Origin of the sequence: Bacillus sp. FSL M8-0063 (genome assembly GCF_038005545.1) — a bacterium.
GTDB lineage: Bacteria > Bacillota > Bacilli > Bacillales > Bacillaceae_G > Bacillus_A > Bacillus_A wiedmannii.
In genome coordinates, this window is record NZ_JBBOTJ010000001.1 from 1,893,580 (window position 1) to 1,918,185 (window position 24,606).

The 24,606-nt window shown below is 35.0% G+C and carries 21 protein-coding genes and 1 pseudogene; 17 read left to right on the plus strand and 5 right to left on the minus strand.

What is annotated here, in order from left to right; translation table 11 throughout:
- Window positions 1-27: 27 nt before the first annotated feature.
- A complete protein-coding gene (locus MKX31_RS09595; protein WP_064477302.1) occupies window positions 28-309 on the minus strand; it encodes a hypothetical protein in 282 nt (93 codons plus the stop codon).
- A 237-nt stretch (window positions 310-546) separates the two neighbouring features.
- On the opposite strand from MKX31_RS09595, the gene MKX31_RS09600 reads away from it, so the two are divergent.
- The 8 genes and pseudogenes from MKX31_RS09600 (at window position 547) to MKX31_RS09635 (ending at window position 10,198) form a co-directional block, all read left to right on the plus strand.
- Entirely contained in the window at window positions 547-1,692 is a 1,146-nt protein-coding gene (locus tag MKX31_RS09600) for an MFS transporter (protein ID WP_088046824.1), read from the plus strand.
- Window positions 1,693-1,707: 15 nt separating this feature from the next.
- Window positions 1,708-1,950 (plus strand): annotated as a pseudogene (locus MKX31_RS09605) (HesB/YadR/YfhF family protein).
- Between the two features lie 396 nt (window positions 1,951-2,346).
- Window positions 2,347-3,468 (plus strand): citrate synthase, encoded by a 1,122-nt coding sequence (gene mmgD, locus MKX31_RS09610; RefSeq protein WP_064477300.1) that lies wholly within the window; start codon window positions 2,347-2,349, stop codon window positions 3,466-3,468.
- A gap of 98 nt (window positions 3,469-3,566) precedes the next feature.
- Window positions 3,567-5,003 (plus strand): 2-methylcitrate dehydratase, encoded by a 1,437-nt coding sequence (gene prpD, locus MKX31_RS09615; protein ID WP_064477299.1) that lies wholly within the window; start codon window positions 3,567-3,569, stop codon window positions 5,001-5,003.
- Between the two features lie 18 nt (window positions 5,004-5,021).
- Window positions 5,022-5,930 carry a methylisocitrate lyase gene (prpB, locus tag MKX31_RS09620; RefSeq protein ID WP_063261135.1) on the plus strand — a complete coding sequence of 303 codons (909 nt, stop codon included), beginning with the start codon at window positions 5,022-5,024 and terminating at the stop codon, window positions 5,928-5,930.
- Between the two features lie 154 nt (window positions 5,931-6,084).
- On the plus strand, window positions 6,085-7,794 hold the full coding sequence (locus MKX31_RS09625) for an acyl-CoA dehydrogenase family protein (RefSeq protein ID WP_064477298.1): 1,710 nt from the start codon (window positions 6,085-6,087) through the stop codon (window positions 7,792-7,794).
- 16 nt (window positions 7,795-7,810) lie between these two features.
- Window positions 7,811-8,701 carry an NAD(P)-dependent oxidoreductase gene (locus MKX31_RS09630; protein WP_064477297.1) on the plus strand — a complete coding sequence of 297 codons (891 nt, stop codon included), beginning with the start codon at window positions 7,811-7,813 and terminating at the stop codon, window positions 8,699-8,701.
- Window positions 8,702-8,737: 36 nt separating this feature from the next.
- Window positions 8,738-10,198 (plus strand): CoA-acylating methylmalonate-semialdehyde dehydrogenase, encoded by a 1,461-nt coding sequence (locus tag MKX31_RS09635; RefSeq protein ID WP_064477296.1) that lies wholly within the window; start codon window positions 8,738-8,740, stop codon window positions 10,196-10,198.
- 70 nt (window positions 10,199-10,268) lie between these two features.
- Here the strand turns inward: MKX31_RS09635 and MKX31_RS09640 are convergent, their stop codons facing one another.
- On the minus strand, window positions 10,269-10,901 hold the full coding sequence (locus MKX31_RS09640) for a LysE family translocator (protein ID WP_340980696.1): 633 nt from the start codon (window positions 10,899-10,901) through the stop codon (window positions 10,269-10,271).
- Between the two features lie 227 nt (window positions 10,902-11,128).
- On the minus strand, window positions 11,129-12,184 hold the full coding sequence (locus MKX31_RS09645) for an enoyl-CoA hydratase/isomerase family protein (protein WP_088046895.1): 1,056 nt from the start codon (window positions 12,182-12,184) through the stop codon (window positions 11,129-11,131).
- Window positions 12,185-12,500: 316 nt separating this feature from the next.
- Between MKX31_RS09645 and MKX31_RS09650 the strand changes: the two genes are divergently transcribed.
- The 4 genes from MKX31_RS09650 (at window position 12,501) to MKX31_RS09665 (ending at window position 17,440) form a co-directional block, all read left to right on the plus strand.
- Window positions 12,501-12,758 (plus strand): hypothetical protein, encoded by a 258-nt coding sequence (locus MKX31_RS09650; protein WP_046955733.1) that lies wholly within the window; start codon window positions 12,501-12,503, stop codon window positions 12,756-12,758.
- Window positions 12,759-12,941: 183 nt separating this feature from the next.
- On the plus strand, window positions 12,942-13,181 hold the full coding sequence (locus tag MKX31_RS09655; RefSeq protein ID WP_000667347.1) for a DUF2584 family protein: 240 nt from the start codon (window positions 12,942-12,944) through the stop codon (window positions 13,179-13,181).
- A 15-nt stretch (window positions 13,182-13,196) separates the two neighbouring features.
- On the plus strand, window positions 13,197-14,354 hold the full coding sequence (locus MKX31_RS09660; RefSeq protein ID WP_088046894.1) for an exonuclease SbcCD subunit D: 1,158 nt from the start codon (window positions 13,197-13,199) through the stop codon (window positions 14,352-14,354).
- A complete protein-coding gene (locus tag MKX31_RS09665; RefSeq protein ID WP_088046893.1) occupies window positions 14,351-17,440 on the plus strand; it encodes an AAA family ATPase in 3,090 nt (1,029 codons plus the stop codon). Before MKX31_RS09660 ends, MKX31_RS09665 begins: the two co-directional genes overlap by 4 nt.
- 123 nt (window positions 17,441-17,563) lie before the next feature.
- Here MKX31_RS09665 and MKX31_RS09670 read toward each other — a convergent pair whose 3' ends face one another.
- Entirely contained in the window at window positions 17,564-17,737 is a 174-nt protein-coding gene (locus tag MKX31_RS09670) for a hypothetical protein (RefSeq protein WP_064477291.1), read from the minus strand.
- Window positions 17,738-18,067: 330 nt separating this feature from the next.
- On the opposite strand from MKX31_RS09670, the gene MKX31_RS09675 reads away from it, so the two are divergent.
- Entirely contained in the window at window positions 18,068-18,367 is a 300-nt protein-coding gene (locus MKX31_RS09675; protein ID WP_064477290.1) for an ArsR/SmtB family transcription factor, read from the plus strand.
- Window positions 18,368-18,425: 58 nt separating this feature from the next.
- Here MKX31_RS09675 and MKX31_RS09680 read toward each other — a convergent pair whose 3' ends face one another.
- On the minus strand, window positions 18,426-18,611 hold the full coding sequence (locus tag MKX31_RS09680; protein WP_000646787.1) for a YkvS family protein: 186 nt from the start codon (window positions 18,609-18,611) through the stop codon (window positions 18,426-18,428).
- 489 nt (window positions 18,612-19,100) lie between these two features.
- Here MKX31_RS09680 and MKX31_RS09685 point away from each other — a divergent pair, with 489 nt between their 5' ends.
- The 4 genes from MKX31_RS09685 (at window position 19,101) to MKX31_RS09700 (ending at window position 24,581) form a co-directional block, all read left to right on the plus strand.
- Window positions 19,101-20,303, plus strand: a complete 1,203-nt coding sequence (locus MKX31_RS09685; protein WP_088046892.1) for an L-lactate MFS transporter — start codon at window positions 19,101-19,103, stop codon at window positions 20,301-20,303.
- A 637-nt stretch (window positions 20,304-20,940) separates the two neighbouring features.
- Window positions 20,941-21,726: a 2,3-dihydro-2,3-dihydroxybenzoate dehydrogenase gene (gene dhbA, locus MKX31_RS09690; RefSeq protein ID WP_064477287.1), complete on the plus strand. Its 786-nt coding sequence runs from the start codon at window positions 20,941-20,943 to the stop codon at window positions 21,724-21,726.
- Window positions 21,727-21,752: 26 nt separating this feature from the next.
- Window positions 21,753-22,952: an isochorismate synthase DhbC gene (gene dhbC, locus MKX31_RS09695; RefSeq protein ID WP_088046891.1), complete on the plus strand. Its 1,200-nt coding sequence runs from the start codon at window positions 21,753-21,755 to the stop codon at window positions 22,950-22,952.
- A 12-nt stretch (window positions 22,953-22,964) separates the two neighbouring features.
- Window positions 22,965-24,581: a (2,3-dihydroxybenzoyl)adenylate synthase gene (locus MKX31_RS09700; protein ID WP_088046890.1), complete on the plus strand. Its 1,617-nt coding sequence runs from the start codon at window positions 22,965-22,967 to the stop codon at window positions 24,579-24,581.
- Window positions 24,582-24,606: the final 25 nt, after the last annotated feature.

The following is a 24,606-nucleotide window of genomic DNA, read 5'->3' on the forward strand; positions in this document are numbered from 1 at the left end:
AAATGCAGCAGCTATGCAAGGATGAATTTAAATGTTAAAAGTACCGTGGAAATTTTGGAAATAAATAGAAGGGAAATGATAAAAAACTTGAGCCTGAGGTAATGGAGGATAACTTTGGCTTTGAAAGGTGGTACTACTTGGATGTGCGCCATGATGCCAAAATGAGGGAGTAACTTGACCTGGAATTTGATATTGTTGCCAAGTTGCAGGAAGTTCAATTCCTACATCGGAACTAGCTGTATGAACGGCTGGAACGTGTATCCCAGGAGTCGAAGGAACGACGGCCGTTACTCTTGAAGATACCCACATAACATAATCACTCCTAAGTTGTGATAATAAAGTAGTATATTCTTTTCACGCGTATAAAGGTACATATAGATAGGACTTTAGGCTAATGTATACTTATAAAGTTGTAAGACCAATTTATATTGATGGTGGACCATTTATTATAAAAAGTTACGTCTATTTACGGAGGGAAAAGGGACTAAGAAAATGTAAAATGGAGGTGTTAATTGCAAGAATATACGTGTTTATGGAGGAATTTTAATGGAACGATTATGGACGAAATCATTTATTCAAATGACTTTCGCAATGTTATTTTTATTTACAGGATTTTATTTACTTGTACCAACGCTCCCGCTCTTTATTAAAGAGATAGGCGGCAATGAATCACAAGTTGGACTCATGATGGGAATGTTTACAATAGCTGCAGTTGTAATACGACCGATTATTGGAGGGATGTTAGATCAATATGGTAGAAGATCGTTTATTATTTTCGGACTCATCCTTTTTGGGCTAACGATGTATTCCTATAATTTAGCATCGACTATAGTCCTTTTAGCAGTTTTACGCGTTATTCACGGAGTGACATGGGCTGTTTCTACAACAGCTGTTGGAACAGCGATAACTGATATTATTCCAGATTCACGCCGTGGTGAAGGTATGGGTTGGTACGGGATGGCTATGACAATTGCAATGGCAATCGGCCCAATGATTGGATTATCGGTTGTACAACATTATTCATTTCACGGTCTATTCTTGTTGGCAACTCTTTTATCCTTTATGGCAGTCCTATTATCGTTCATGACGAAAATGCCATTCACACCACAAAAAGAAAAAGGGAAAATGCAGTTGTTTGAAAAATCGGTTCTATCCATTACAATTGTAGTTTTCTTTTTATCATTTGCATATGGAGGAATTACGACGTTTTTACCGCTATTTGCATCTTCAATCGATGTGAATCCTGGGACATTCTTTCTTGTATATGCAGTTGCTTTAACGATTGTAAGACCAATTTCAGGAAAACTATTAGATAAGTATGGAGAAGTATTTATTATACTCCCGGCACTATGTATTACGATTATCGCGATAGTTGTATTAACGATTTCAAATAGTTTAATAGGGGTAGTTATCGCAGCTGCATTATACGGTGTTGGATTCGGTTCAGCACAGCCCGCATTACAAGCAGCGATGCTTACAATTGTTGATCCGAGTAAAAGAGGAGTTGCTAACGCTTCATTCTTTACTGCATTTGATTTAGGGATTGGACTTGGTGCGATTTTACTTGGAGTTATTTCGCAAATGTTTGGTTACCGTATTTTATTTGTAGGTAGTGCAATTTCAGGACTAATCGCTTTCATTATTTTTGTCATTTTTGTAAAACAGCGATTAGGTAAAAAAGAATTTGCGTAAACGGGAGTAACAAAGATGAAAATTTCAATTGAACTTAACGATTTACAATGGTTAAAGGATAACATAATAATAGTTCAATTCAGCCGGCCTATTCTTTAGGGATAGTTTCTGAGAAATCAGATGGGGAAATCGTGTCAGCTGAGAAGGAAGTCATTCTATTTTGGGAGATGTTTATAATCTTTGGTACTTTAAAACTATCATTTAGTTAAATGTTACTATGAGGAAACGGAAGAAATTCAATTTAATTATGTGAAATAATAACTTTTTTAAAAATAAATAAGTTTTATATAAGAATTATATTGATGAGATAGTGAAATAAATATCATGTAGAAACGAGTTGTATATGTGTACAGCTCGTTTTTTTTATTTTCTTAAAAAAATTGGTTGAATGATATACTCTGTAGGATTTTCTGAGTCATCCTTATATTTTGTTTTAATAAGACACATAAAGAAGTCAGTCCTTTCTTTATAAAATGTGAAAATTATTTTTAAAAAATTGTATTGTTACATCGGTAAAAGTATAGGAAACTTATCATTATAAAATAAATTGAAATCTTCTAAAAACTCTGATACATTGAAATAGAAATGTAGTTTCACGATTTTGTAAAGGCTTACAGTTATGTGCACGAAGATCTATTAGGATTGGAGGAAATAATGATGAAAGCTGAAGAAAAATTTTCCCCGGGATTAGATGGTATAGTGGCAGCGGAGACGAAAATTTCGTTTCTTGACACAGTGAAAGGTGAAATTGTAATTCAAGGGTATGATTTAATCGAACTCTCAAAAACAAAAGAGTATTTAGATATTGTGCACCTTTTATTGGAAGAACATCTACCGAATGAGGATGAAAAAGCACAACTTGAAAAGAAATTAAAAGAAGAATACGCGGTACCAGAAGGTGTATTCAACGTATTAAAGGCATTACCGAAAGAAACGCACCCGATGGATGGATTGCGTACAGGTGTGTCCGCATTAGCTGGTTACGATAATGATATCGAAAACCGCTCGTTAGAAGTAAACAAAAGCCGCGGGTACAAATTATTGAGCAAAGTACCAAACATTGTAGCGAATAGCTATCATATTTTAAATAATGAAGAGCCAATCCAGCCTCTTCAAGAATTAACATATAGCGCGAATTTCTTCTATATGTTAACAGGTAAAAAACCAACTGAACTTGAGGAGAAGATCTTTGATCGTTCCCTTGTTTTATATAGTGAACATGAAATGCCAAACTCTACATTTACAGCGCGCGTTATTGCATCAACGCAATCGGACTTATATGGTGCTTTAACAGGGGCAGTTGCATCTTTAAAAGGTAGCTTACACGGTGGTGCGAACGAAGCGGTTATGTACATGCTGTTAGAAGCTGGTAATGTTGAGAAGTTTGAAGAGTTGTTACAGAAGAAATTATATAACAAAGAAAAAATTATGGGCTTTGGACATCGTGTGTACATGAAGAAGATGGATCCAAGAGCACTGATGATGAAGGAAGCTTTGAAGCAGTTATGTGATGTAAAAGGTGATTATACACTATATGAAATGTGTGAAGCTGGAGAAAAGATTATGGAGAAGGAAAAAGGAATTTATCCGAACCTTGATTATTATGCAGCTCCAGTATATTGGATGCTTGGTATTCCAATTCAACTTTACACACCAATCTTCTTTAGCTCTAGAACAGTAGGACTATGTGCGCACGTAATTGAGCAACATGCGAACAATCGATTGTTCCGTCCACGTGTTAATTATATTGGCGAGCGACATGTGCTTAGTAAATAAGAACAACTGGGGAGTTGTTAGCGCCGCCCGCTAGATGGGTGTTTGACCGACACCCATCATTAATAATAACGAATTTTCGACAGAAAGGGAAGAATAGTATGATTAAAACAAATGAAATTAAACAAAAAGATGCATTATTAGAAGAAATTGCGGATTATGTATTAAATAAAGAGGTAACTAGCGCAGAAGCATTCAGTACTGCTCGTTACGTATTACTTGATACACTTGGATGCGGAATTTTAGCACTACAATATCCAGAGTGTACGAAATTACTAGGACCAGTTGTACCAGGAACGATTGTGCCGAATGGTACACGTGTACCAGGTACGTCATATGTGCTTGATCCAGTGAAAGGTGCATTTAATATCGGATGTATGATCCGTTGGTTAGACTATAACGATACTTGGCTTGCAGCAGAGTGGGGACATCCATCTGATAACTTAGGCGGAATTTTAGCAGTTGCAGATTATATTAGCCGTGTTCGTATTTCAGAAGGAAAAGAACCATTAAAAGTACGTGAAGTATTAGAAATGATGATTAAAGCACATGAAATTCAAGGTGTACTAGCTTTAGAAAATAGTTTGAATCGTGTTGGTCTTGACCACGTATTATACGTAAAAGTAGCAACAACTGCTGTAGTTGCAAAAATGCTTGGCGGAACACGTGAAGAAATCTTTAATGCATTATCACATGCATGGATTGATAATTCTAGTCTTCGTACATATCGTCATGCACCAAATACTGGCTCACGTAAATCATGGGCAGCAGGTGATGCAACAAGTCGTGGTGTTCATCTTGCAATGACTGCTCTAAAAGGTGAAATGGGTTATCCAACAGCATTATCTGCACCAGGTTGGGGATTCCAAGATGTATTATTCAATAAACAAGAATTAAAGTTAGCAAGACCGTTAGAGTCTTATGTAATGGAAAATGTATTATTTAAAGTTTCATACCCAGCAGAGTTCCATGCACAAACAGCTGCAGAGTGTGCTGTGAAATTACATCCAGAAATTAAAGAAAGATTAGATGAAATTGACCGTATTACAATTACAACTCATGAATCAGCAATTCGTATTATCGATAAAGAAGGTCCATTAAATAACCCAGCTGATCGTGATCATTGCTTACAATACATTACGGCAATTGGTTTATTAAAAGGAGATATCGTTGCGGATGATTATGAGGATGTAGTAGCAAATGATCCACGTGTAGATGAATTACGTAATAAGATGGTTGTTGTTGAAAACAAACAGTACAGTTTAGATTACCTTGACCCGAACAAGCGCTCAATCGCCAACGCTGTTCAAGTTCATTTCAAGAATGGCACTGTAACAGAAAATGTGGAATGTGAATATCCACTTGGTCACCGTTTCCGTAGAGACGAAGCAATTCCAAAAGTTGTTCAAAAATTCACTGCAAATATGGCAGGTCATTATTCTAGTAAGCAGCAAGAACAAATTCATGAAGTTTGCCTAAATGAAGAAAAACTAGAAAATATGAATGTAAACGAATTTGTAGATCTATTTTTAAATTAATGATAGGGGGAATTTAGAATGGCTTGGGTTGTGAATAAACAGTCAACACAAGAGGAGCTTGCGAATCGCTTCCGAGCTTTAGTAGAAGCAAATGAAATTTTGCAAATTCCAGGTGCACATGACGCAATGGCAGCTTTAGTTGCGAGAAATACAGGATTTTCAGCTCTTTATTTATCAGGAGCTGCTTATACTGCAAGTAAAGGACTGCCTGATTTAGGAATCGTGACGTCTACTGAAGTAGCAGAGAGAGCAAGAGATCTAGTAAGAGCTACAGACTTACCAGTTCTTGTTGACATTGATACAGGATTTGGCGGTGTCTTAAACGTAGCGAGAACAGCGGTAGAAATGGTAGAAGCGAAAGTTGCAGCTGTTCAAATTGAAGATCAACAATTACCAAAGAAATGTGGACATTTAAATGGTAAGAAACTCGTTACTACAGAAGAATTAGTTCAAAAGATTAAAGCGATTAAAGAAGTTGCACCAAGCTTATATATTGTGGCACGTACAGATGCTCGAGGTGTAGAAGGCTTAGATGAAGCGATCGATAGAGCGAACGCCTATGTAAAAGCAGGTGCAGATGCGATATTCCCTGAAGCACTTCAATCAGAAGAAGAGTTCCGTCTATTTAATAGTAAAGTAAATGCACCTTTACTTGCGAATATGACTGAGTTCGGGAAAACGCCGTATTATAGTGCAGAGGAATTTGCGAATATGGGCTTCCAAATGGTTATTTATCCTGTAACTTCACTTCGTGTTGCAGCGAAAGCATATGAGAATGTGTTTACTTTAATTAAGGAAACAGGTTCTCAAAAAGATGCACTTTCAAGTATGCAAACGAGAAGTGAGTTATATGAAACAATTTCATATCATGACTTTGAAGAATTAGATACTGGAATTGCAAAAACAGTATTATCAGAGGATCAATAGATAAAACAACTAAGGCGATGAGAATACATCTTTGGCAAAACGAACTGCTTGATGTGAAAATTCATCGCCTTCTGTTTTCAAAAATAAGAAATTCCACTCATCGTAGACGAGCATACGTAGTAGCAAGTAAGGCCGAAATGATAGGGGGATTCAGATGGAGAAAACGAAGTTACCGTGGGATGAATTTTTTTCACTTAATAAAAATGTGAATCATAGTTTCTTTACGCCAGAAGATTTTTCCGGAGATGAAGATTTAATCGCAAAAACGACAGAACAATTCGTTAAACAAGAAATTGTTCCACAAATGGAGACTATTGAACAACATAACTATGAAGTTTCTCGTCAATTATTTGAGAAAGCTGGAGAACTTGGATTATTAAGTATCGAGGTCCCAGAAGAGTACGGTGGATTTGAGTTAGGAAAGGCAGTTTCAGGGCTTGTAGCAGAAAAAATGGGATATGCTGGTGCATTTAGCGTTTCCTTTAATATACACGCTGGTGTAGGTACATTGCCTTACATATATTATGGAACGAAAGAACAAAAAGAAAAATATTTGCCGAAAATTGCGTCTGGAGAATGGATTGGGGCTTATGCTTTAACTGAGCCAAATGCTGGTTCTGATGCTTTAAGTGCAAAAACGAGTGCTGTATTAAATGAAGATGGAACTGCTTGGAAGTTAAATGGTGAGAAGCAGTGGATTACAAATGCTCATATGGCAGATGTATACGTTGTTTTTGCGAAGACAAATAAAGGAATGACAGCGTTTATTGTCGAAAGAACATGTGAAGGTGTATCCATTGGACTAGAAGAAAAGAAAATGGGGATTAAAGGTTCTTCAACGGCTACCCTAATTTTAGAAGATGTTGTCATCCCTGCTGAAAATGTTTTAGGGGAAGTTGGGAAAGGGCATCACGTAGCTCTTAATATCCTTAACTTTGCTAGACTAAAGCTGGCTTTTGGAAATATTGGAACAGCAAAACAAGCAATTGGTTTATCGGTTCAATATGGAAAAGAGCGAAAACAGTTCCAAACAGAATTAGTAGATTTTACGATGATTCAAGAGAAAATTGCAAATATGATCATTGCTACATATGGAGCAGAAAGTGCAGCTTATCGTACAGCAGGTGTCATTGATGAAGCAATTCATGAGAGTGATGAAGATCTTATGAAGAAAATGTCTCAATTTGCAATTGAATGTGCACTTAATAAAGTAAATGCTTCTGAAACACTTGGTCATATCGTAGATGAAGCTGTACAAATTCATGGTGGTTACGGTTATATGCAAGAGTACGAGGTAGAACGATTATATCGTGATGCTAGAATTAGTCGTATTTTTGAAGGAACGAACGAAATTAATAGATTAACAGTTGCCAAAATGTTAATGAAGCAAATGGAACAAATTGAAGATACTGAAGTAGAAATTGATGTAGAAAATGTCGAAAGAAACCATCGTTACATTTTATTAGCAAAAAAATTGTTGAAACAATCTTTGAAAACGCTCTCTAAAACTCCGGGGTTGAAAATTGATCAAGAGCAAGAATATTCACGTGTATTATCAAATATGTTAACGGACGTGTACGTCATGGAATCAGCATTTTTACGTACGAGTAAAGCAATTAGTAAAAATGGTGATGAGAAAGAGCGTACGAAACAAATGATAACTGACGTTATTTGTGAAGAAGGCTATCGTAATGTAGAAGAAGCAGCGGTTTCTATACTTTCAGCGGCTGTCACAGAAGAACAAGATAGACACGTGATTTTAACTGAAATTCGTCAATTATTAGTGCCTTTATACACGAACGTATTTACAAAAAAGAGAGAAATTGCGAAAGCTATTATAAATCGTGGAAAGTATATTGTGTAAATAGGAGGAAAGCGATATGAAAAAGATTGGTTTTATCGGTTTAGGTAACATGGGTCTTCCAATGTCTAAAAATTTAGTTAAATCAAGTTACACAGTATATGGTGTGGATTTAAATAAAGAGGCTGAAGCTTCCTTTGAAAAAGAAGGAGGAATTATCGGCTTATCAATTTCAAAACTAGCAGAAACATGTGATGTGATTTTTACAAGTTTACCTTCACCTCGCGCTGTTGAAGCGGTATATTTTGGCGAAGAAGGCTTATTTGAAAATAGCCATTCGAATGTAATTTTAATTGATACAAGTACTGTATCTCCACAGTTAAACAAACAGTTAGAGGAAGCTGCGAAGGGAAAGAAAGTAGACTTTTTAGCCGCACCTGTTAGTGGTGGGGTAATTGGAGCCGAAAACCGTACATTAACGTTTATGGTTGGTGGATCGAAAGAAGTATATGAGAAAACGGAATCTATCATGAGCGTACTAGGCGCGAATGTTTTCCATGTTAGTGAGAATATTGATAGTGGTACAACAGTGAAATTAATTAATAACTTATTAATTGGTTTTTATACAGCTGGTGTGAGTGAAGCTTTAACATTAGCGAAAAAGAATAATATGGATTTAGATAAAATGTTTGATATTTTAAATGTAAGTTACGGTCAAAGCAGAATTTATGAGCGTAATTATAAAAGTTTCATTGCAACTGAAAACTACGATCCAGGCTTTACTGTAAATTTATTAAAGAAAGATTTAGGATTTGCAGTAGATTTAGCGAAAGAAAGCGAACTGCACTTACCAGTTAGTGAGATGCTATTAAACGTATATGAAGAAGCAAGTGAAGCTGGGTACGGCGAAAACGATATGGCTGCTTTATATAAGAAAGTTAGTGAACAATTAATTTCTAATCAAAAATAATAGAATTATATACATCATAAAAAAGGAGAGAATATAATGATTACAACTGAAATTAAACGAGTAAAAAATCATATTAATGGTGAGTGGGTAGAATCTACTGGTACAGAAGTAGAAGCAGTTCCAAATCCGGCGACTGGAAAAATTATCGCTTACGTTCCATTATCTCCGAAAGAAGATGTTGAAAAAGCTGTTGAAGCGGCAAAAGCAGCATACGAAACATGGTCTAAAGTACCAGTTCCGAATCGTTCAAGACAATTGTATAAATATTTACAGCTTTTACAAGAAAACAAAGACGAGCTTGCAAAAATCATTACGCTAGAAAATGGTAAAACGTTAACGGATGCAACTGGTGAAGTACAGCGTGGGATTGAAGCGGTAGAACTTGCAACATCAGCACCAAATTTAATGATGGGACAAGCTCTTCCGAATATTGCTAGCGGCATTGATGGATCGATTTGGCGCTATCCAATTGGAGTTGTTGCTGGTATTACACCGTTTAACTTCCCAATGATGATTCCATTATGGATGTTCCCACTTGCAATTGCTTGCGGTAATACATTCGTATTAAAAACATCTGAAAGAACGCCACTTTTAGCAGAGCGACTTGTAGAATTATTCTATGAAGCTGGTTTTCCAAAAGGAGTATTAAATTTAGTACAAGGCGGAAAAGATGTTGTAAATAGCATTTTAGAAAGTAAAGATATTCAAGCTGTTTCGTTCGTTGGCTCTGAGCCGGTAGCTCGTTACGTGTATGAAACAGGTACGAAACACGGGAAACGTGTACAAGCGTTAGCTGGTGCGAAAAACCATGCGATTGTAATGCCAGATTGCAATCTTGAGAAAACAGTGCAAGGTGTAATTGGATCTGCATTCGCAAGTAGTGGAGAGCGCTGCATGGCATGTTCAGTAGTAGCGGTAGTAGATGAAATTGCTGATGAATTCATCGACGTACTAGTAGCAGAGACGAAGAAATTAAAAGTAGGTGACGGTTTCCACGAAGATAATTATGTTGGACCATTAATTCGTGAATCTCATAAAGAGCGTGTATTAGGCTATATTAATAGCGGTGTAGCAGATGGAGCAACCTTATTAGTTGATGGCCGCAAAATTAAGGAAGAAGTTGGAGAAGGTTACTTTGTAGGTGCGACAATCTTTGATGGTGTAAATCAAGAAATGAAAATTTGGCAAGATGAAATTTTTGCTCCAGTATTAAGCATTGTACGAGTTAAAGATTTAGAAGAAGGTATTAAATTAACAAATCAATCTAAATTTGCAAATGGCGCGGTTATTTATACGTCAAATGGTAAACATGCACAAACGTTCCGTGATAATATCGATGCTGGTATGATCGGTGTAAACGTAAACGTTCCAGCACCAATGGCATTCTTCGCATTTGCAGGAAATAAAGCTTCCTTCTTTGGTGATTTAGGTACAAATGGTACAGATGGTGTTCAATTCTATACACGTAAAAAAGTTGTAACTGAGCGCTGGTTTTAATATAGAGTGAACAGCCAAATCAGTTGTTAAATGAAAACCACCACTATTAATAGTGGTGGTTTTCGTCTTGTTAATTATTTTTTTCAAAAGCTAGTTTAATACCAAAACCGATTAAGACGATTCCTGTTAAGCCTTGAATATAACGTTGCGTCCTCGTTTTTTTCATAAAAGCACTAATTTTATCAATTAAAAATATATAAAAAGCGAACCAAATAACTGTTAAAACGAGGTAAGTAAGACCCATTACGAGAAGTTGGATAAACGTATTATGATTTGGATTTAAAAATTGCGGTAAAAAGGTTAAAAAGAAGACTGCAACTTTAGGGTTTAATAAATTCGTAAGAAACCCTTGGCGAAAGCAAGAAGTGTGTTCATCTTCATTATTTAAAGATATATCGTTCGTATCAAAGCCTTCTTTGTTTCTTACCGCTAAAAGGGCTTTAATGCCAATATAAATTAAATATAGAGCTCCAACGTACTTGAAAATAGAAAATAAAAGAGCTGACTTTACAATAATTGCGGAAAGTCCGATTACTGCTGCTAAAGTATGAATTAAAAGTGCAACACATGTACCGAACACTGTTTTCACTCCACCGACCTTACCAGCAACCAATGTATTTTTCGTCGCCATTGCAGTATCAGGACCGGGTAAAATAATAAGACAAATAGACATAATGATGAAAAAAAAATAATTTTCAATCATAGTTGCTCCTCCTTTTTTATTTTTAGAATATTTGATTAAAAATAGTGTAGCACATATTTTGATTTAATAAAATTAAATTTTATTAAAAATTATTAAATGAGAAAGAGGCTATATAGTAGTGGAATTTCACTACTATATAGCCTCAATTTTAGCCCGCATGACCGGACGATCGGTGAGGGCTAATAATAAGCGGGCAATGCACCCCCACTTATTAATATTTCACCTTATTATGCATTAAGTAAGTTAAAGAACCGATTTACATCTTCTTCTGAAACATCACTTAATTGCTTATATTTATAATTCGGATTTTGATCTTTATCAACGACAACGGATCGTACTCCTTCGAAGAAATCTTCATGTCTCATGAAATTTTTAGCAAGTACAAGGTCGGTAGCGAAACATTCTTCAACAGATTTATCTTGTCCATCAATAAATTGTTTTAATGTTACTTTTAATGAAATAGGGGATTTTGATAATAGTGTTTCGTTTGTTTTTAAAGCAAAGGAACTTTGAGCTTTTTCCAATGAATCGGTGATCTCTTCAATTGTATCGAATGCAAAATGTGAATTAATTTCTTCTAATGAAGGAGAAAGTTCGCTTTCTAAGTTTGGAGCAGTTGCAAATGTACGAATGACTTCTTTTAAATTAGTATGTACATCATCTTTTTTATGCCAATTTACACTTTCAAGTTCAGTAAGGAAATTTGGTAATGAATCAGATGTCATAAAGTAATCAGCAGCGTTTATAAATAATACGTCAGCAGCTTTTAAAACAGCTGCTGTTAAAGCAACATATCGGCCAGCAAACCCTGGAGCTTTATTTAAGAAATATGCAGCACCGACGTCTGGGAAGAAGCCGATATTCATCTCTGGCATTGCCCATTTCGTACGCTCAGTTACAATTCGATATTTCGCACCATTTGTAAGACCGACACCACCACCCATTACAATTCCATCTAAACAAGCGATGATTGGTTTTTTATATTGATAAATATATGTATCAATTGCATACTCTTCTTCAAAGAAACGTTCCGCATGCTGTAATGCAGCTTCATTTGAACGTGCTTCATAAAGAGTTTTAATGTCGCCGCCTGCACAAAAACCTTTAGTGCCAGCTCCTTTTAATACGATAAGCGCAATTCGCTCATCATGTTCCCATTCTTTCAGTTTTTGCCCGATTGGTTGCAACATGTCATAAGATAAAGAATTAAGTGCTTTTGGGCGGTTTAAAGTAATTGATGCAACGCCGTTTTCGCTAATAGAAAATAAAACGTGTTCAGTCATAATTCATCCTCCCTTACATATCTTCTTATTCTTAATTCTTGATACGTACTGAAATGTCCTTTATAAATTTTGTCTAAAGTTGACGGTATGTGTTAATTTGTATACCGCATATTTTGACGAGATATATTTGCAGGATTTTTGAGGTTGAAAATGAATATTACAACATTACTGTAATTGTAATTATTTGAAATTATCATGATAAACACGCTATTATATATGTGTAAATTGTACATAATCACTTCAAAAAGAGTATTTGAAGTGATTATGACGAAAGAAAAATTGCTTTTCATTAGAAATAGAGAAAGGAGAAATCGGAATGCCAGGACCTTTACTATTGTCGGTGATTATTTTGTCTTCTTTAATGATAGGGATTACGCAGTATTTTCATCATACAGATACGACAGAGGAAGTGAAGGATAAAGTACGGCTTGTATTTCCGATTTTTATCATATCTATTTCTTTTTGCATTTTATTAAATAAGGATGGGTACATTATCGCAGTATTTTCATTTTTTGTAGCGATCGTTTTCATTACAGTTTTATATTATGTAATGAAAGACTTTATACAAAAATAAAGATGTTACATTAGACATTTTTATTTTTACAATAAATAAAATTTCACATACCGTATTATATGTAAAAATAAAAAACATATAGCGGTAGAAAAGTGTGTACTTTGCCGTGTATTTACTTGTCAATCTTGCATAGCCAATATACTATTAATAATGTGGAAATTAGAAAAAGGGGTTGTATCTGTCATGAAATTTGAGATGCACACAAAAATTATTTCAAATGAAAAAGAAGTAAGATTACATATAGAAGAAAACATATTTCAATTAAAATTGGATGGTTATCACTTATTTACAGTTCAAGAAATATTGCCTTTATATAAATCAAATGAAGAAAGAATTGGTAGTGCAATGATACAAAAGTTAGAGTGGGAAAACGGAAAAACTACAATAAACTATCAACTCGTATCACTAAAATCAGTAAATTAAAAGGAGCAGGAAACTATGAAGTTATTTCATACAGCGGATTGGCATTTAGGAAAGCTCGTTCATGGCGTGTATATGACTGAAGATCAAAAGATTGTATTAGATCAGTTTGTACAAGCTGTTGAAGAAGAAAAACCAGATGCGGTAATTATTGCAGGGGATTTATATGACCGAGCAATTCCACCTACGGAAGCAGTAGACTTATTAAATGATGTTTTACAAAAAATAGTGATTGACTTACAAACACCAGTTATTGCGGTTGCTGGAAACCATGATAGTCCAGATCGTATTCATTTTGGAAGTAATTTAATGAAGAAACAAGGATTATTTATTGTGGGACAATTTCAATTTCCATATGAGCCAATTATATTAAATGATGAATATGGCGAGGTTCACTTCCATCTCGTTCCATATGCGGATCCAAGCATAGTTAGACATGTTTTGAAAAACGAAGACGTACGTTCTCATGATGATGCGATGCGTATTTTTATGAATGAGCTTTCTGAAACGATGGATAAAGAAGTAAGACACGTATTTGTTGGTCATGCATTTGTAACTTCTGCGGGAGAAGCGGAAGAGAATACAAGTGATGCAGAACGACCACTTTCAATTGGTGGTGCTGAATACGTAAATAGTCATTATTTTGATAAGTTTCATTACACAGCGCTTGGACATTTACATCAAGCGCATTTCGTACGTAATGAGACAATTCGATATTCAGGTTCTCCACTTGCATATTCTATTTCTGAAGAAAAACATAAAAAAGGATATTATATTGTGGAACTGGACGAGCAAGGTGAAGCAACAATTGAAAAAAGGTTACTTGCACCACGTCGTAAAATGCGAACAGTAGAAGCGAAAATAGATGAATTATTACAACATCCAGTAAGTGAAGATTACGTGTTTGTAAAATTATTAGACGAAAATCCTGTCTTGCAGCCAATGGAAAAAATACGCTCTGTATATCCAAATGCAATGCATGTTGAAAGATCTATTCAAAGACGAGAGTTCACAGAGTCAAATGAAGTAACTGTTTCAAGACATAAAACGGATGATTTATCGTTATTAAAGGCTTTTTATAAAGAAATGAAAGGCATAGATTTATCAGAAGAGAAAGAACGTCTATTTGTAGAAGTACTACAAACAGTGCAAGAACGGGAAGGTGAACGAGGATGAGACCGATTCAGCTAATTATGACAGCATTTGGGCCATATAAACAGAAAGAAGTAATCGATTTTAACGATCTTGGAGATCATCGTATTTTCGCCATTTCTGGGAATACAGGAGCTGGAAAGACAACGATTTTTGATGCGATTTGTTATGTGTTATATGGTGAGGCAAGCGGAGAAGAACGTAGTGATACGAGCATGCTTCGCAGTCAATTTGCTGATGATAATATGTATACAAGTGTAGAACTAACCTTTCAGTTAAAAGGGAAACGTTATGAAATAAAACGACAACTTGGACATAAAAAACAAGGGAACAAGACAATTACGGGACATGCAGTAGAACTATATGAAGTGATTGATGAAGAAAATGTTCCAGCTGTTGATCGTTTCCATGTAACGGATGTAAATAAAAAAGTGGAAGATTTAATTGGTTTAAGTAAACATCAATTTAGCCAAATTGTTATGTTACCACAAGGGGAATTCCGAAAACTATTAACATCTGAGACAGAAAACAAAGAAGAAATTTTACGTCGAATTTTTAAAACGGATCGTTATAAGTTAATGCGTGAGTTACTTGATCAAAAACGAAAACAATGGAAAGACGTTTTACAAGAAAAGCAGAAAGAGCGAGAGTTATACTTCCGTAATGTTTTTAAATTACCAATCCGCGATGGAGCATTATTAGAGACATTAGTGGAACAAGAACATGTAAACACGCATCAAGTAGTAGAAGCATTAGAACAAGAAACAGCTGCGTATAAGGTAGAGGTTGAGCAATTACAACTAGAACAAGATGTTCAAACGAAGCAATTAAAAGATGCTGAAACTCGTTTTCATACAGCGAAATCTGTAAATGAGAAATTTATAGATTTACAACAAAAGAATGAGAAATATAATACTTTACAAGAAAATCGTACCGTTATTGAAATGAAAGAAACATCTTTTAAACGTGCGGAAGAAGCGAAGCGCTTATTACCATTTGAACAATGGTATGAAGAAGCAATGCAAAATGAGCAGAAGGCTGAAAGTTTGTTAAAACAAATAATCGCCAAAAAAGAAAATATAACGAGTAGCTTTGAACTTGCTCAGGAGAAATATGAAGCAGTAAAGAATAAAGAACCTGAGAGAGAAAATGCAAAAAAACTTGTTCAAAGATTAGAAGAGTTACAACCGATTATTGCATCATTGGCTGAGAAACAATTGAATTTAAAAAATGCAGAACTTCAAGTAGGGAAACTAAAAGAAAGTATGCAAAACTTAGATCGACAATTAGAGGAGCATACAAATCAAAAACAGCTAATGTCTGGTGAATTACAGCAATTAGAACGAGCACTTGAGCAATATGTAGCTAAAGTAGAAGAACTAACGAATATGCGAGAAGATGCAAAAGTTTTAAAGCAAGCATATGATGTTTGGCAAGAAAAACAAAAATTCGAGAACGAAAAAGAAGCGGCATACAATAAGATGCAAATGGCAGTGAACGCATATGAAAATATGGAACGCCGCTGGTTAAGTGAACAAGCTGGTATATTAGCTCTTCATTTACATGATGGTGGATCTTGTCCAGTATGCGGTAGTACGAACCATCCGAAAAAAGCTACAGAACAAAGTAATGCGATCGATGAAAAAGAGTTAAATGATTTAAGAGACAAGAAGAATATTGCTGAAAAGTTACATGTTCAATTAGAGGAGAAATGGAATTTCTATCATCTTCAATATGAGCAGGTAATAGAAGATGTTAAGAAGCGAGGCTATCGCTCGGAAGAATTAGTTGAAACATATAGTGCGCTTGTTCAAAAGGGAAAGCAATTAGCAACTGAAGTGAATACGTTAAAAGCAAGCGAAGAAACGCGTAAGCAAACTGCTGTGAATATAAAAAGCGTAGAAGAAAAAATAGATGCACTTCAAAAGCAAAAGCGTGAGGTAGAAACAGAGCAGCACCGTATAGAAATGGAGTGTATGCAGCTTCGTACGTCATATGAACATGATAAGAAAAATATTCCTGAAAACTTACAAACAGTCCAAGCTTGGAAAGTCCAGTTTGACCAAGCTATGCATGAACTCAAATTAATGGAGGACGAATGGAAGAAAGTGCAGGAAGCGTATCAACATTGGCAAAATGAAAATATACGAATTCAAGCAGAACAGGAAAGTGCTTCTAATCAATTTGAAAGTACAAAATTAAAGAAAGAAGAGACGTTTACGCGCTTTATGAAAGAGCTTGAACAGAGCGGATTTACAGATCAATCCACGTATAAAGAAGCTAAATTAAGTGATATTGAGATGGAGATGTTACAAAAAGAAATTCAAAGTTATTATTCATCTCTTGAAGTGCTTGCAAAACAAATTGAAGAGTTACATGCTGAATTAAAAGATAAAGAGTACATGGATATTACGGCGTTAGGTGAACACATAATAGAATTACAAATTAATCTCGATATAATAAAAGAAAAACGTCAACGTGCGCAAACTGCGGTAACATATATTTCTGATTTACATGAAAACATTAGACGAATTGATGAACAAATTCATGAGGAAGAAAAAGCTTTCCAAGAACTTGTTGATTTATATGAAGTAATGAAAGGTGATAACGAAAGCCGTATATCATTTGAACGTTACATCTTAATTGAGTATTTAGAACAAATTGTTCAAATTGCAAACGAACGATTACGTAAATTATCAAATGGACAATTTTATTTAAAACGAAGTGAACGAGTTGAGAAGAGAAATCGTCAAAGTGGATTAGGCTTAGATGTATACGACGCATATACAGGTCAAACACGCGATGTAAAAACATTATCTGGCGGTGAGAAATTTAATGCATCACTTTGTTTAGCGCTTGGAATGGCAGACGTCATTCAATCGTATGAAGGTGGTATTTCCATCGAAACGATGTTTATCGACGAAGGTTTTGGTTCATTAGATGAGGAGTCATTAACAAAAGCAGTTGACGCCTTAATTGACTTACAAAAATCAGGCCGATTTATCGGTGTTATTTCACACGTTCAAGAGCTGAAAAACGCAATGCCGGCTGTGTTAGAAGTAACGAAGCAGAAGGATGGGTGTAGTCAGACTAGGTTTGTGGTGAAGTAAGTTCAATTGTAATTCATGCACAAAGTATTGTTTGCGATTTTCTAGTAAAGAACTTATGAACAAACAAATGCCGTCTCTTTTTAGAGACGGCATTTGTTTGTTATTCAGAATTAAATAATTCACCTAAGAGTTATCTGTAGAAGGCGGTGTATTTTCCAAGCGATTATACGTTTTAAAGGCCGAAATTGCCGAGATAACACCACCGACTAAAAATAAAGCTGATCCACCGACCAATATGATACGACTGACATATGTTTCGTGCGCTTCTTCAACTTCTTCTTGTAACATTGTTGGCATTTGAAATCCCCCTAAACAACATTTATTTTGTAGATAGTATATACAAACGCCTAAAATATGTTAAAATCACTGGATAGTATTATGAGGATGTATATAGTTAGATGTGAATTGTTTGAAAAATCTTCATTACAAATTTATGCTAACTTCACATAGAGCACATATTAAAATTGTATTATGTATATGTACCAAATAAATAAAGTGAATTGTATTTCGTTCTGTTTTTAAAAATTTAAAATTCTATTATTTTTATATAAAGGTTTCACATCGGAGTTTTAAATATTTTGGAAATAGATCTAAATAAGAGGAATTCATATAAAAGGGGAATGTCTTATGACAACATATACGAATGAAATGAGAAAAAGTTTAGTTTCAGAAGAAGATGTAGATATTTTAAAAATCATGGCGCATCCAATCCGATTACAAATTGTAAATGAATTAAGTACGAGAAAAACTTGTAACGTAACACAATTAACAGAATTACTAAATATTCCACAATCGACTGTTTCGCAACATTTATCAAAAATGAAAGGTAAAGTGTTACGAGCTGAGCGAAGAGGTTTAGAAATTTATTATCATATTAATAATTTAAAAGCGAGTAAGATTGTAAGTGTTTTAGGATATATAAACTAATGAAGTGTTTTCATATAAAATAGCCGCTGCTGGTGAGCAGGGGCTATTTTTTGTTGTTTTATGTATTCGCATTTAAAATTTTATAGTTTTTATGATTTACAATTGTTCGATCAAATTCAAAAGTACCACCGCTTACATCTGTAATTTCAACTAAGACCGATTCAGTATAAAGTTTTAGTACAGATCCCGTAATTTTTAAATTATTTCGTTGAAAAAGTATAGTATCGCCTACGTTTGCTTTCATAGTACCTCCTCATTAAAGACAGAAATATTTTTTTATTATATATATTAAACCACGTAAAGCTATATTAGTGAATATTTAGTTTTATTTTTTTAAAAAATATTTGTTGTTTTATTGATAAATAAAACTAAAGTACATCGTAGTGTAAAAAGTGTTTTTTTCTGTTTGTATAGGAAAATCAAAATTTTGCAATCTAGCCATCATATAAATTGAGACATAATTTTTATAAAAGAAGATGATAAAACCGCTGTAAGTCGTATTGATGCAAAACATTATAATAGCTACTTACGTATTTAATAATTCGTTTTTTGTATTTCGACCTTCGTTTTCTGTAACTGATTCCATATTTTTGACGCTCTATCTTGTAAGTGCTTACATAATCAGGAACATCTTATACAATGAAGGTGTTAAATCAAATGAGGTGGCCAATATGAACATAAAAAAAGAAAATTTAGCGAATAGCATTGAAATAGAAAGAGGAGGCGGAATGATATGAAAAAATCAAATGTTAATCCATGGCTTGTTGTCCTTGGCACAGTCATAGTACAAATGGGACTTGGGACGATATATACATGGAGTTTATTCAATCAGCCTTTAGTTAGTAAATATGGTTGGAGTCTAAACGCTGTTGCTATAACTTTCTCAATTACTAGTCTTTCCTTAGCGTTTTCAACTTTATTTGCGAGTAAATTGCAAGAAAAGTGGGGACTTCGAAAACTTATTATGATAGCTGGACTAGCGTTAGGACTAGGATTAATACTTAGTTCACAAGCTTCCTCATTATTATTGCTTTATGTACTAGCAGGGGTTGTTGTAGGTTATGCAGATGGTACAGCATATATCACTTCACTATCCAATTTAATAAAGTGGTTTCCAAAGCGTAAAGGTTTAATTGCTGGTATTTCTGTCTCTGCATATGGTTCGGGTAGCTTAATCTTTAAATATATTAACGCACAGTTAATTGAATCAGTTGGTGTATCACAAGCGTTTATATACTGGGGTTTAATTGTTACAGCTATGATTGTCCTTGGCGCTTGTTTAATCCATCAAGCTGCAGATCAAGGAGCAGTTCATGAAACAAAAACTCAGGAATATACAACGAAAGAAATGTTAGGCACAAAACAAGTATACTTATTATTTATTATGTTATTTACATCATGTATGAGTGGCTTATACTTAATTGGTATGGTAAAAGACATTGGTGTTCAACTTGTAGGGCTTAGCGCAGCGCCAGCAGCTAATGCGGTGGCTATGGTTGCAATCTTCAATACATTAGGTCGTATTATTTTAGGACCGTTATCAGATAAAATTGGCCGTTTAAAAATCGTTACTGGTACATTTGTTGTTATGGCAGCTTCAGTCTTGGTTTTAAGTTTCGTAGATTTAAATTATGGTATCTACTTCGTATGTGTAGCAAGCGTAGCGTTTTGCTTTGGTGGAAATATCACTATTTTCCCAGCTATCGTTGGTGATTTCTACGGTATGAAAAACCATAGTAAGAACTACGGAATTGTGTATCAAGGATTTGGATTTGGAGCACTTGCAGGTTCCTTTATCGGTGCTCTTCTAGGTGGATTCAAACCAACCTTCACGGTGATCGGTGTATTATGTGTCGTATCATTTGTTATCGCAATATTAATTCAAGCACCTAAGCAGAAAAAAGAAAAAGAAGAAGAGTATCGCAGTGTAGCATAAGTATATAAATCTTCTATCACACTATAAATACGAAAAAGCATCCTATTAAATAGGGTGCTTTTTTATGAATGGTTGTAACGAAGTTATATAATTTTTGGGATTTTTTGAGACAAAAAAGTTAGTGAAATACCAATTTGGATTATATTGGAATATTGAAAAATGATACATCATATTCGAAATACGAATTAAATCTTAAATTATAAACAAGACATACATTAGTAATTGCAAGATATATTTTATCGGTATTTTCAGAAAAATATTGAGAAAATATGTACTTGAGTTTTTGATAAGGCTTTGTAAATGAAGGTATCTACAGTTAATCTTCTACAAGTTTAAAAAGAGGGGGATGAATTAAATGTGTAATGTAAGTACTTATTAATGCTTTTAGATGTAATTGTATTGAGAATCACTAAAATATTTTATCTGAAAAATAAAAATAGGTTGACAAGTTTATTGAGAAAGATTATCATTTAGGTGTAAGAATATTAAATGAAAAACATTATCAATGAATAATATTTTGATGAAAAGTACACTTGACCAATTAGTTTAGTAAGTGTATTATTTTTTACATCGATAATGATAATCGTTATCATTATTTGTTTAATTAGATTAATTTTCAAATGAAAGGATAGAGGAAATGAACATAGGGGAATTTGATAAGAAAACGGTTTTAGTAACTGGTGCAGCCCAAGGTATAGGTAGTGTTGTAGCAAACATGTTTTTAGAAAGAGGAGCTACAGTTATTGCGGCTGATCAAACTGAAGAGGGGTTAAACGTACTCTTAAATCAAAATGAATTAAATGAAACACGTGTGAAAACGTTTCGTTTAGATGTGAGTGATAGTGTCGCTGTTGAAGATATGGTAAAGAGTATTGAAAATGATATAGCACCGATAGATATATTAGTAAATGTTGCAGGAGTTTTACGTATGGGAGCAATTCACTCTTTAAGTGATGAAGATTGGAATAAAACATTCTCTGTAAATTCTACAGGAGTTTTCTATATGTGCCGAGCAGTAAGTAAATATATGATGCAAAGAAAGTCAGGGGCAATTGTTACAGTTGGTTCAAATGCAGCAAATACGCCCAGAATGGAGATGGCTGCGTATGCTGCATCAAAAGCTGCAACGACGATGTTTATGAAGTGTTTAGGATTGGAACTTGCAGCGTATAACATTCGCTGTAACTTAGTTTCTCCAGGTTCTACTGAAACTGAAATGCAAAGGTTACTATGGGCTGATGAGAATGGAGCAAAAAATATAATTGCGGGTTCTCAAGATACGTATAGACTCGGTATACCGTTACAAAAAATTGCACAGCCTTCAGAAGTTGCTGAAGCAGTATTGTTTTTAGCTTCAGATAAAGCGAGTCATATTACAATGCACAATTTATGTGTCGATGGCGGAGCTACATTAGGAGTTTAATAAAAAATTCAGGGGGTTACTATACTATGAATGAATTTACGGCTGTAAAGGAACTGTCAGAAAAATTACTAGAAGATTATAAGACTGAATCTTCATTCTTTTTTGCTTCACCAACTCGAACGATATTGACAGAAGGAGGATTTACTACAGTAAAGCATCGTGAAATTGAAAGTTTCCCAGAGCTTGTGCAAGCAGTATTACGTAATGCAAAACAAGCAGGAAATCCGAATCCTATCGTTGTCGGTGCCTTGCCATTTGATCGAAGAAAAGAAGTTCAACTTATCGTACCAGAATATAGTAGGATTTCCGAGTGTTTACAATTGGATACAACAAATCAGCTTGAAACAAATGAGAACTTAACATTTGAAATGACGCCTGTACCAGATCCTGAAGTTTATATGAATGGTGTAAAGCAAGGGATTCAAAAAATAAAGGACGGCGATTTAAAGAAAATCGTTCTATCTAGATCGCTAGATGTTGAATCTTCCGAAAAGATTGATAAGCAAAAACTCCTTCGAGAATTAGCAGAGCATAATAAGCATGGTTATACATTTGCTGTGAATTTACCGGAAGATGAAAACGAGTGTAATAAGACATTAATTGGAGCAAGTCCTGAATTACTCGTTTCACGTAATGGTATGCAAGTTATTTCTAATCCGTTAGCTGGTTCAAGACCACGTAGTGATGATCCAGTAGAAGATAAGAGAAGAGCAGAGGAATTACTTTCTTCTCCGAAAGATTTACATGAACATGCGGTAGTAGTGGAAGCGGTTGCTGCTGCGCTTCGTCCATACTGTCATACATTACATGTTCCGGAAAAACCAGCCGTTATTCATAGTGAAGCAATGTGGCATTTGTCTACTGAAGTGAAAGGTGAACTAAAGGATCCAAATACTACTTCTTTGGAATTAGCAATTGCTCTTCATCCTACGCCAGCAGTTTGCGGTACGCCGATGGAAGAAGCGAGAGAGGCGATTCAAAAAATTGAGCCATTTGACCGTGAATTCTTTACAGGAATGCTAGGGTGGAGCGATTTAAATGGAGATGGTGAATGGATTGTTACAATTCGCTGTGCTGAAGTGCAGGAAAATACACTTCGATTATTTGCAGGAGCAGGAGTTGTTGCTGAGTCAAAACCAGAAGATGAGTTAGCAGAAACATCAGCTAAGTTCCAAACAATGCTGAAGGCTCTAGGATTAAGAGATAATTCGCTGAATCAAAAATAGGGGGAAGAAAGAATGTTAACAGGTTATACGGAATGGCCAGAAGAATTTGCAAATCGTTATCGAGAAGTAGGATGTTGGCCTGGAGAAACTTTTGGTTCGTTGTTAAGAGAACGTGCTGAAAAGCATGGAGATGAAATTGCGGTTGTAAGTGGTGATACGCAAATAACATATAGTGAGCTTGATAAAAAAGTAGATCGCTTAGCTGCAGGCTTACTGGATTTAGGAATAAAGCAAGAGGATCGAGTTGTAATCCAATTACCTAACATTATCGAGTTTTTCGAAATATGCTTTGCGCTATTTCGCATTGGAGCACTTCCTGTTTTTGCACTACCTTCACATCGAAGCAGTGAAATTAGTTATTTTTGCGAGTTTGGTGAGGCGAGTGCTTACGTTATTTCAGATAAGGCTCTCGGCTTTGATTACCGAAAACTAGCAAGAGAAGTAAAAGAAAAAGTGCCTACTTTACAACATGTAATCGTAGTAGGAGAAGAAGAAGAATTTGTGAGTATAAATGAACTTTACATGGATCCCGTTCCATTACCAGAAGTTCAGCCAAGTGATGTTGCGTTTCTCCAATTATCAGGAGGGACAACAGGACTTTCTAAATTAATTCCTAGAACACATGATGACTATATTTATAGTTTACGTGTTAGTGCTGAAATTTGTAATTTGAATGCAGATAGCGTCTATATGGCTGTTCTTCCAGTAGCACACAATTACCCGATGAGTTCGCCTGGTACATTTGGAACTTTCTATGCGGGTGGAAAAGTAGTGTTGGCAACTGGTGGTAGCCCAGATGAGGCATTTGCTCTTATAGAAAAAGAAAAAGTTACGATTACTGCTCTCGTTCCACCATTAGCAATGATTTGGCTTGATGCAGCTTCTTCTCGTAATAACGATTTATCGAGCTTAGAAGTGATTCAAGTAGGTGGTGCTAAGTTTAGCGCTGAGGTTGCAAAGCGCATACACCCTACATTTGGATGTACGTTACAGCAAGTGTTCGGTATGGCAGAAGGGTTAGTAAATTACACAAGATTAAATGATCCTGAAGAAATCATCATTCATACACAAGGGAGACCGATGTCTACATTCGATGAAGTAAGGGTCGTTGATGAAAATGATAACGATGTGAAACCTGGTGAAGTAGGTAGTTTATTAACACGAGGGCCATATACAATTCGTGGCTATTATAAAGCGGAAGAGCATAATGCAAGGTCATTTACTGAAGATGGATTTTATCGCACAGGTGATCTTGTAAAAGTAAATGAACAAGGTTACATCATTGTAGAAGGTAGAGATAAAGATCAAATTAACCGTGGTGGCGAGAAGGTTGCTGCTGAAGAAGTTGAAAATCATTTATTAGCACATGATGCAGTACATGATGTAGCCATTGTATCAATGCCTGATGATTATTTAGGGGAACGTACTTGTGCCTTTGTTATAGCTCGAGGACAAGCTCCAACAGTAAGCGAATTAAAAATGTTTTTAAGAGAACGGGGTATAGCGGCTTATAAGATTCCAGATCGAATTGAATTTATTGATTCATTCCCGCAAACAGGTGTTGGAAAGGTAAGCAAAAAAGAGTTACGTAAAGTCATTACTGAAAAACTTATTACGGTAAAACAATAAAAAATATAAAAATTGGAAGGAAGTG

Coding starts and splice junctions, on each gene's coding strand:
- MKX31_RS09595 (WP_064477302.1), bottom strand. CDS start 309: ATGTGGGTATCTTCAAGAGTAACGGCCGTCGTTCCTTCGACTCCTGGG.
- MKX31_RS09600 (WP_088046824.1), top strand. CDS start 547: ATGGAACGATTATGGACGAAATCATTTATTCAAATGACTTTCGCAATG.
- mmgD (WP_064477300.1), top strand. CDS start 2,347: ATGATGAAAGCTGAAGAAAAATTTTCCCCGGGATTAGATGGTATAGTG.
- prpD (WP_064477299.1), top strand. CDS start 3,567: ATGATTAAAACAAATGAAATTAAACAAAAAGATGCATTATTAGAAGAA.
- prpB (WP_063261135.1), top strand. CDS start 5,022: ATGGCTTGGGTTGTGAATAAACAGTCAACACAAGAGGAGCTTGCGAAT.
- MKX31_RS09625 (WP_064477298.1), top strand. CDS start 6,085: ATGGAGAAAACGAAGTTACCGTGGGATGAATTTTTTTCACTTAATAAA.
- MKX31_RS09630 (WP_064477297.1), top strand. CDS start 7,811: ATGAAAAAGATTGGTTTTATCGGTTTAGGTAACATGGGTCTTCCAATG.
- MKX31_RS09635 (WP_064477296.1), top strand. CDS start 8,738: ATGATTACAACTGAAATTAAACGAGTAAAAAATCATATTAATGGTGAG.
- MKX31_RS09640 (WP_340980696.1), bottom strand. CDS start 10,901: ATGATTGAAAATTATTTTTTTTTCATCATTATGTCTATTTGTCTTATT.
- MKX31_RS09645 (WP_088046895.1), bottom strand. CDS start 12,184: ATGACTGAACACGTTTTATTTTCTATTAGCGAAAACGGCGTTGCATCA.
- MKX31_RS09650 (WP_046955733.1), top strand. CDS start 12,501: ATGCCAGGACCTTTACTATTGTCGGTGATTATTTTGTCTTCTTTAATG.
- MKX31_RS09655 (WP_000667347.1), top strand. CDS start 12,942: ATGAAATTTGAGATGCACACAAAAATTATTTCAAATGAAAAAGAAGTA.
- MKX31_RS09660 (WP_088046894.1), top strand. CDS start 13,197: ATGAAGTTATTTCATACAGCGGATTGGCATTTAGGAAAGCTCGTTCAT.
- MKX31_RS09665 (WP_088046893.1), top strand. CDS start 14,351: ATGAGACCGATTCAGCTAATTATGACAGCATTTGGGCCATATAAACAG.
- MKX31_RS09670 (WP_064477291.1), bottom strand. CDS start 17,737: ATGCCAACAATGTTACAAGAAGAAGTTGAAGAAGCGCACGAAACATAT.
- MKX31_RS09675 (WP_064477290.1), top strand. CDS start 18,068: ATGACAACATATACGAATGAAATGAGAAAAAGTTTAGTTTCAGAAGAA.
- MKX31_RS09680 (WP_000646787.1), bottom strand. CDS start 18,611: ATGAAAGCAAACGTAGGCGATACTATACTTTTTCAACGAAATAATTTA.
- MKX31_RS09685 (WP_088046892.1), top strand. CDS start 19,101: ATGAAAAAATCAAATGTTAATCCATGGCTTGTTGTCCTTGGCACAGTC.
- dhbA (WP_064477287.1), top strand. CDS start 20,941: ATGAACATAGGGGAATTTGATAAGAAAACGGTTTTAGTAACTGGTGCA.
- dhbC (WP_088046891.1), top strand. CDS start 21,753: ATGAATGAATTTACGGCTGTAAAGGAACTGTCAGAAAAATTACTAGAA.
- MKX31_RS09700 (WP_088046890.1), top strand. CDS start 22,965: ATGTTAACAGGTTATACGGAATGGCCAGAAGAATTTGCAAATCGTTAT.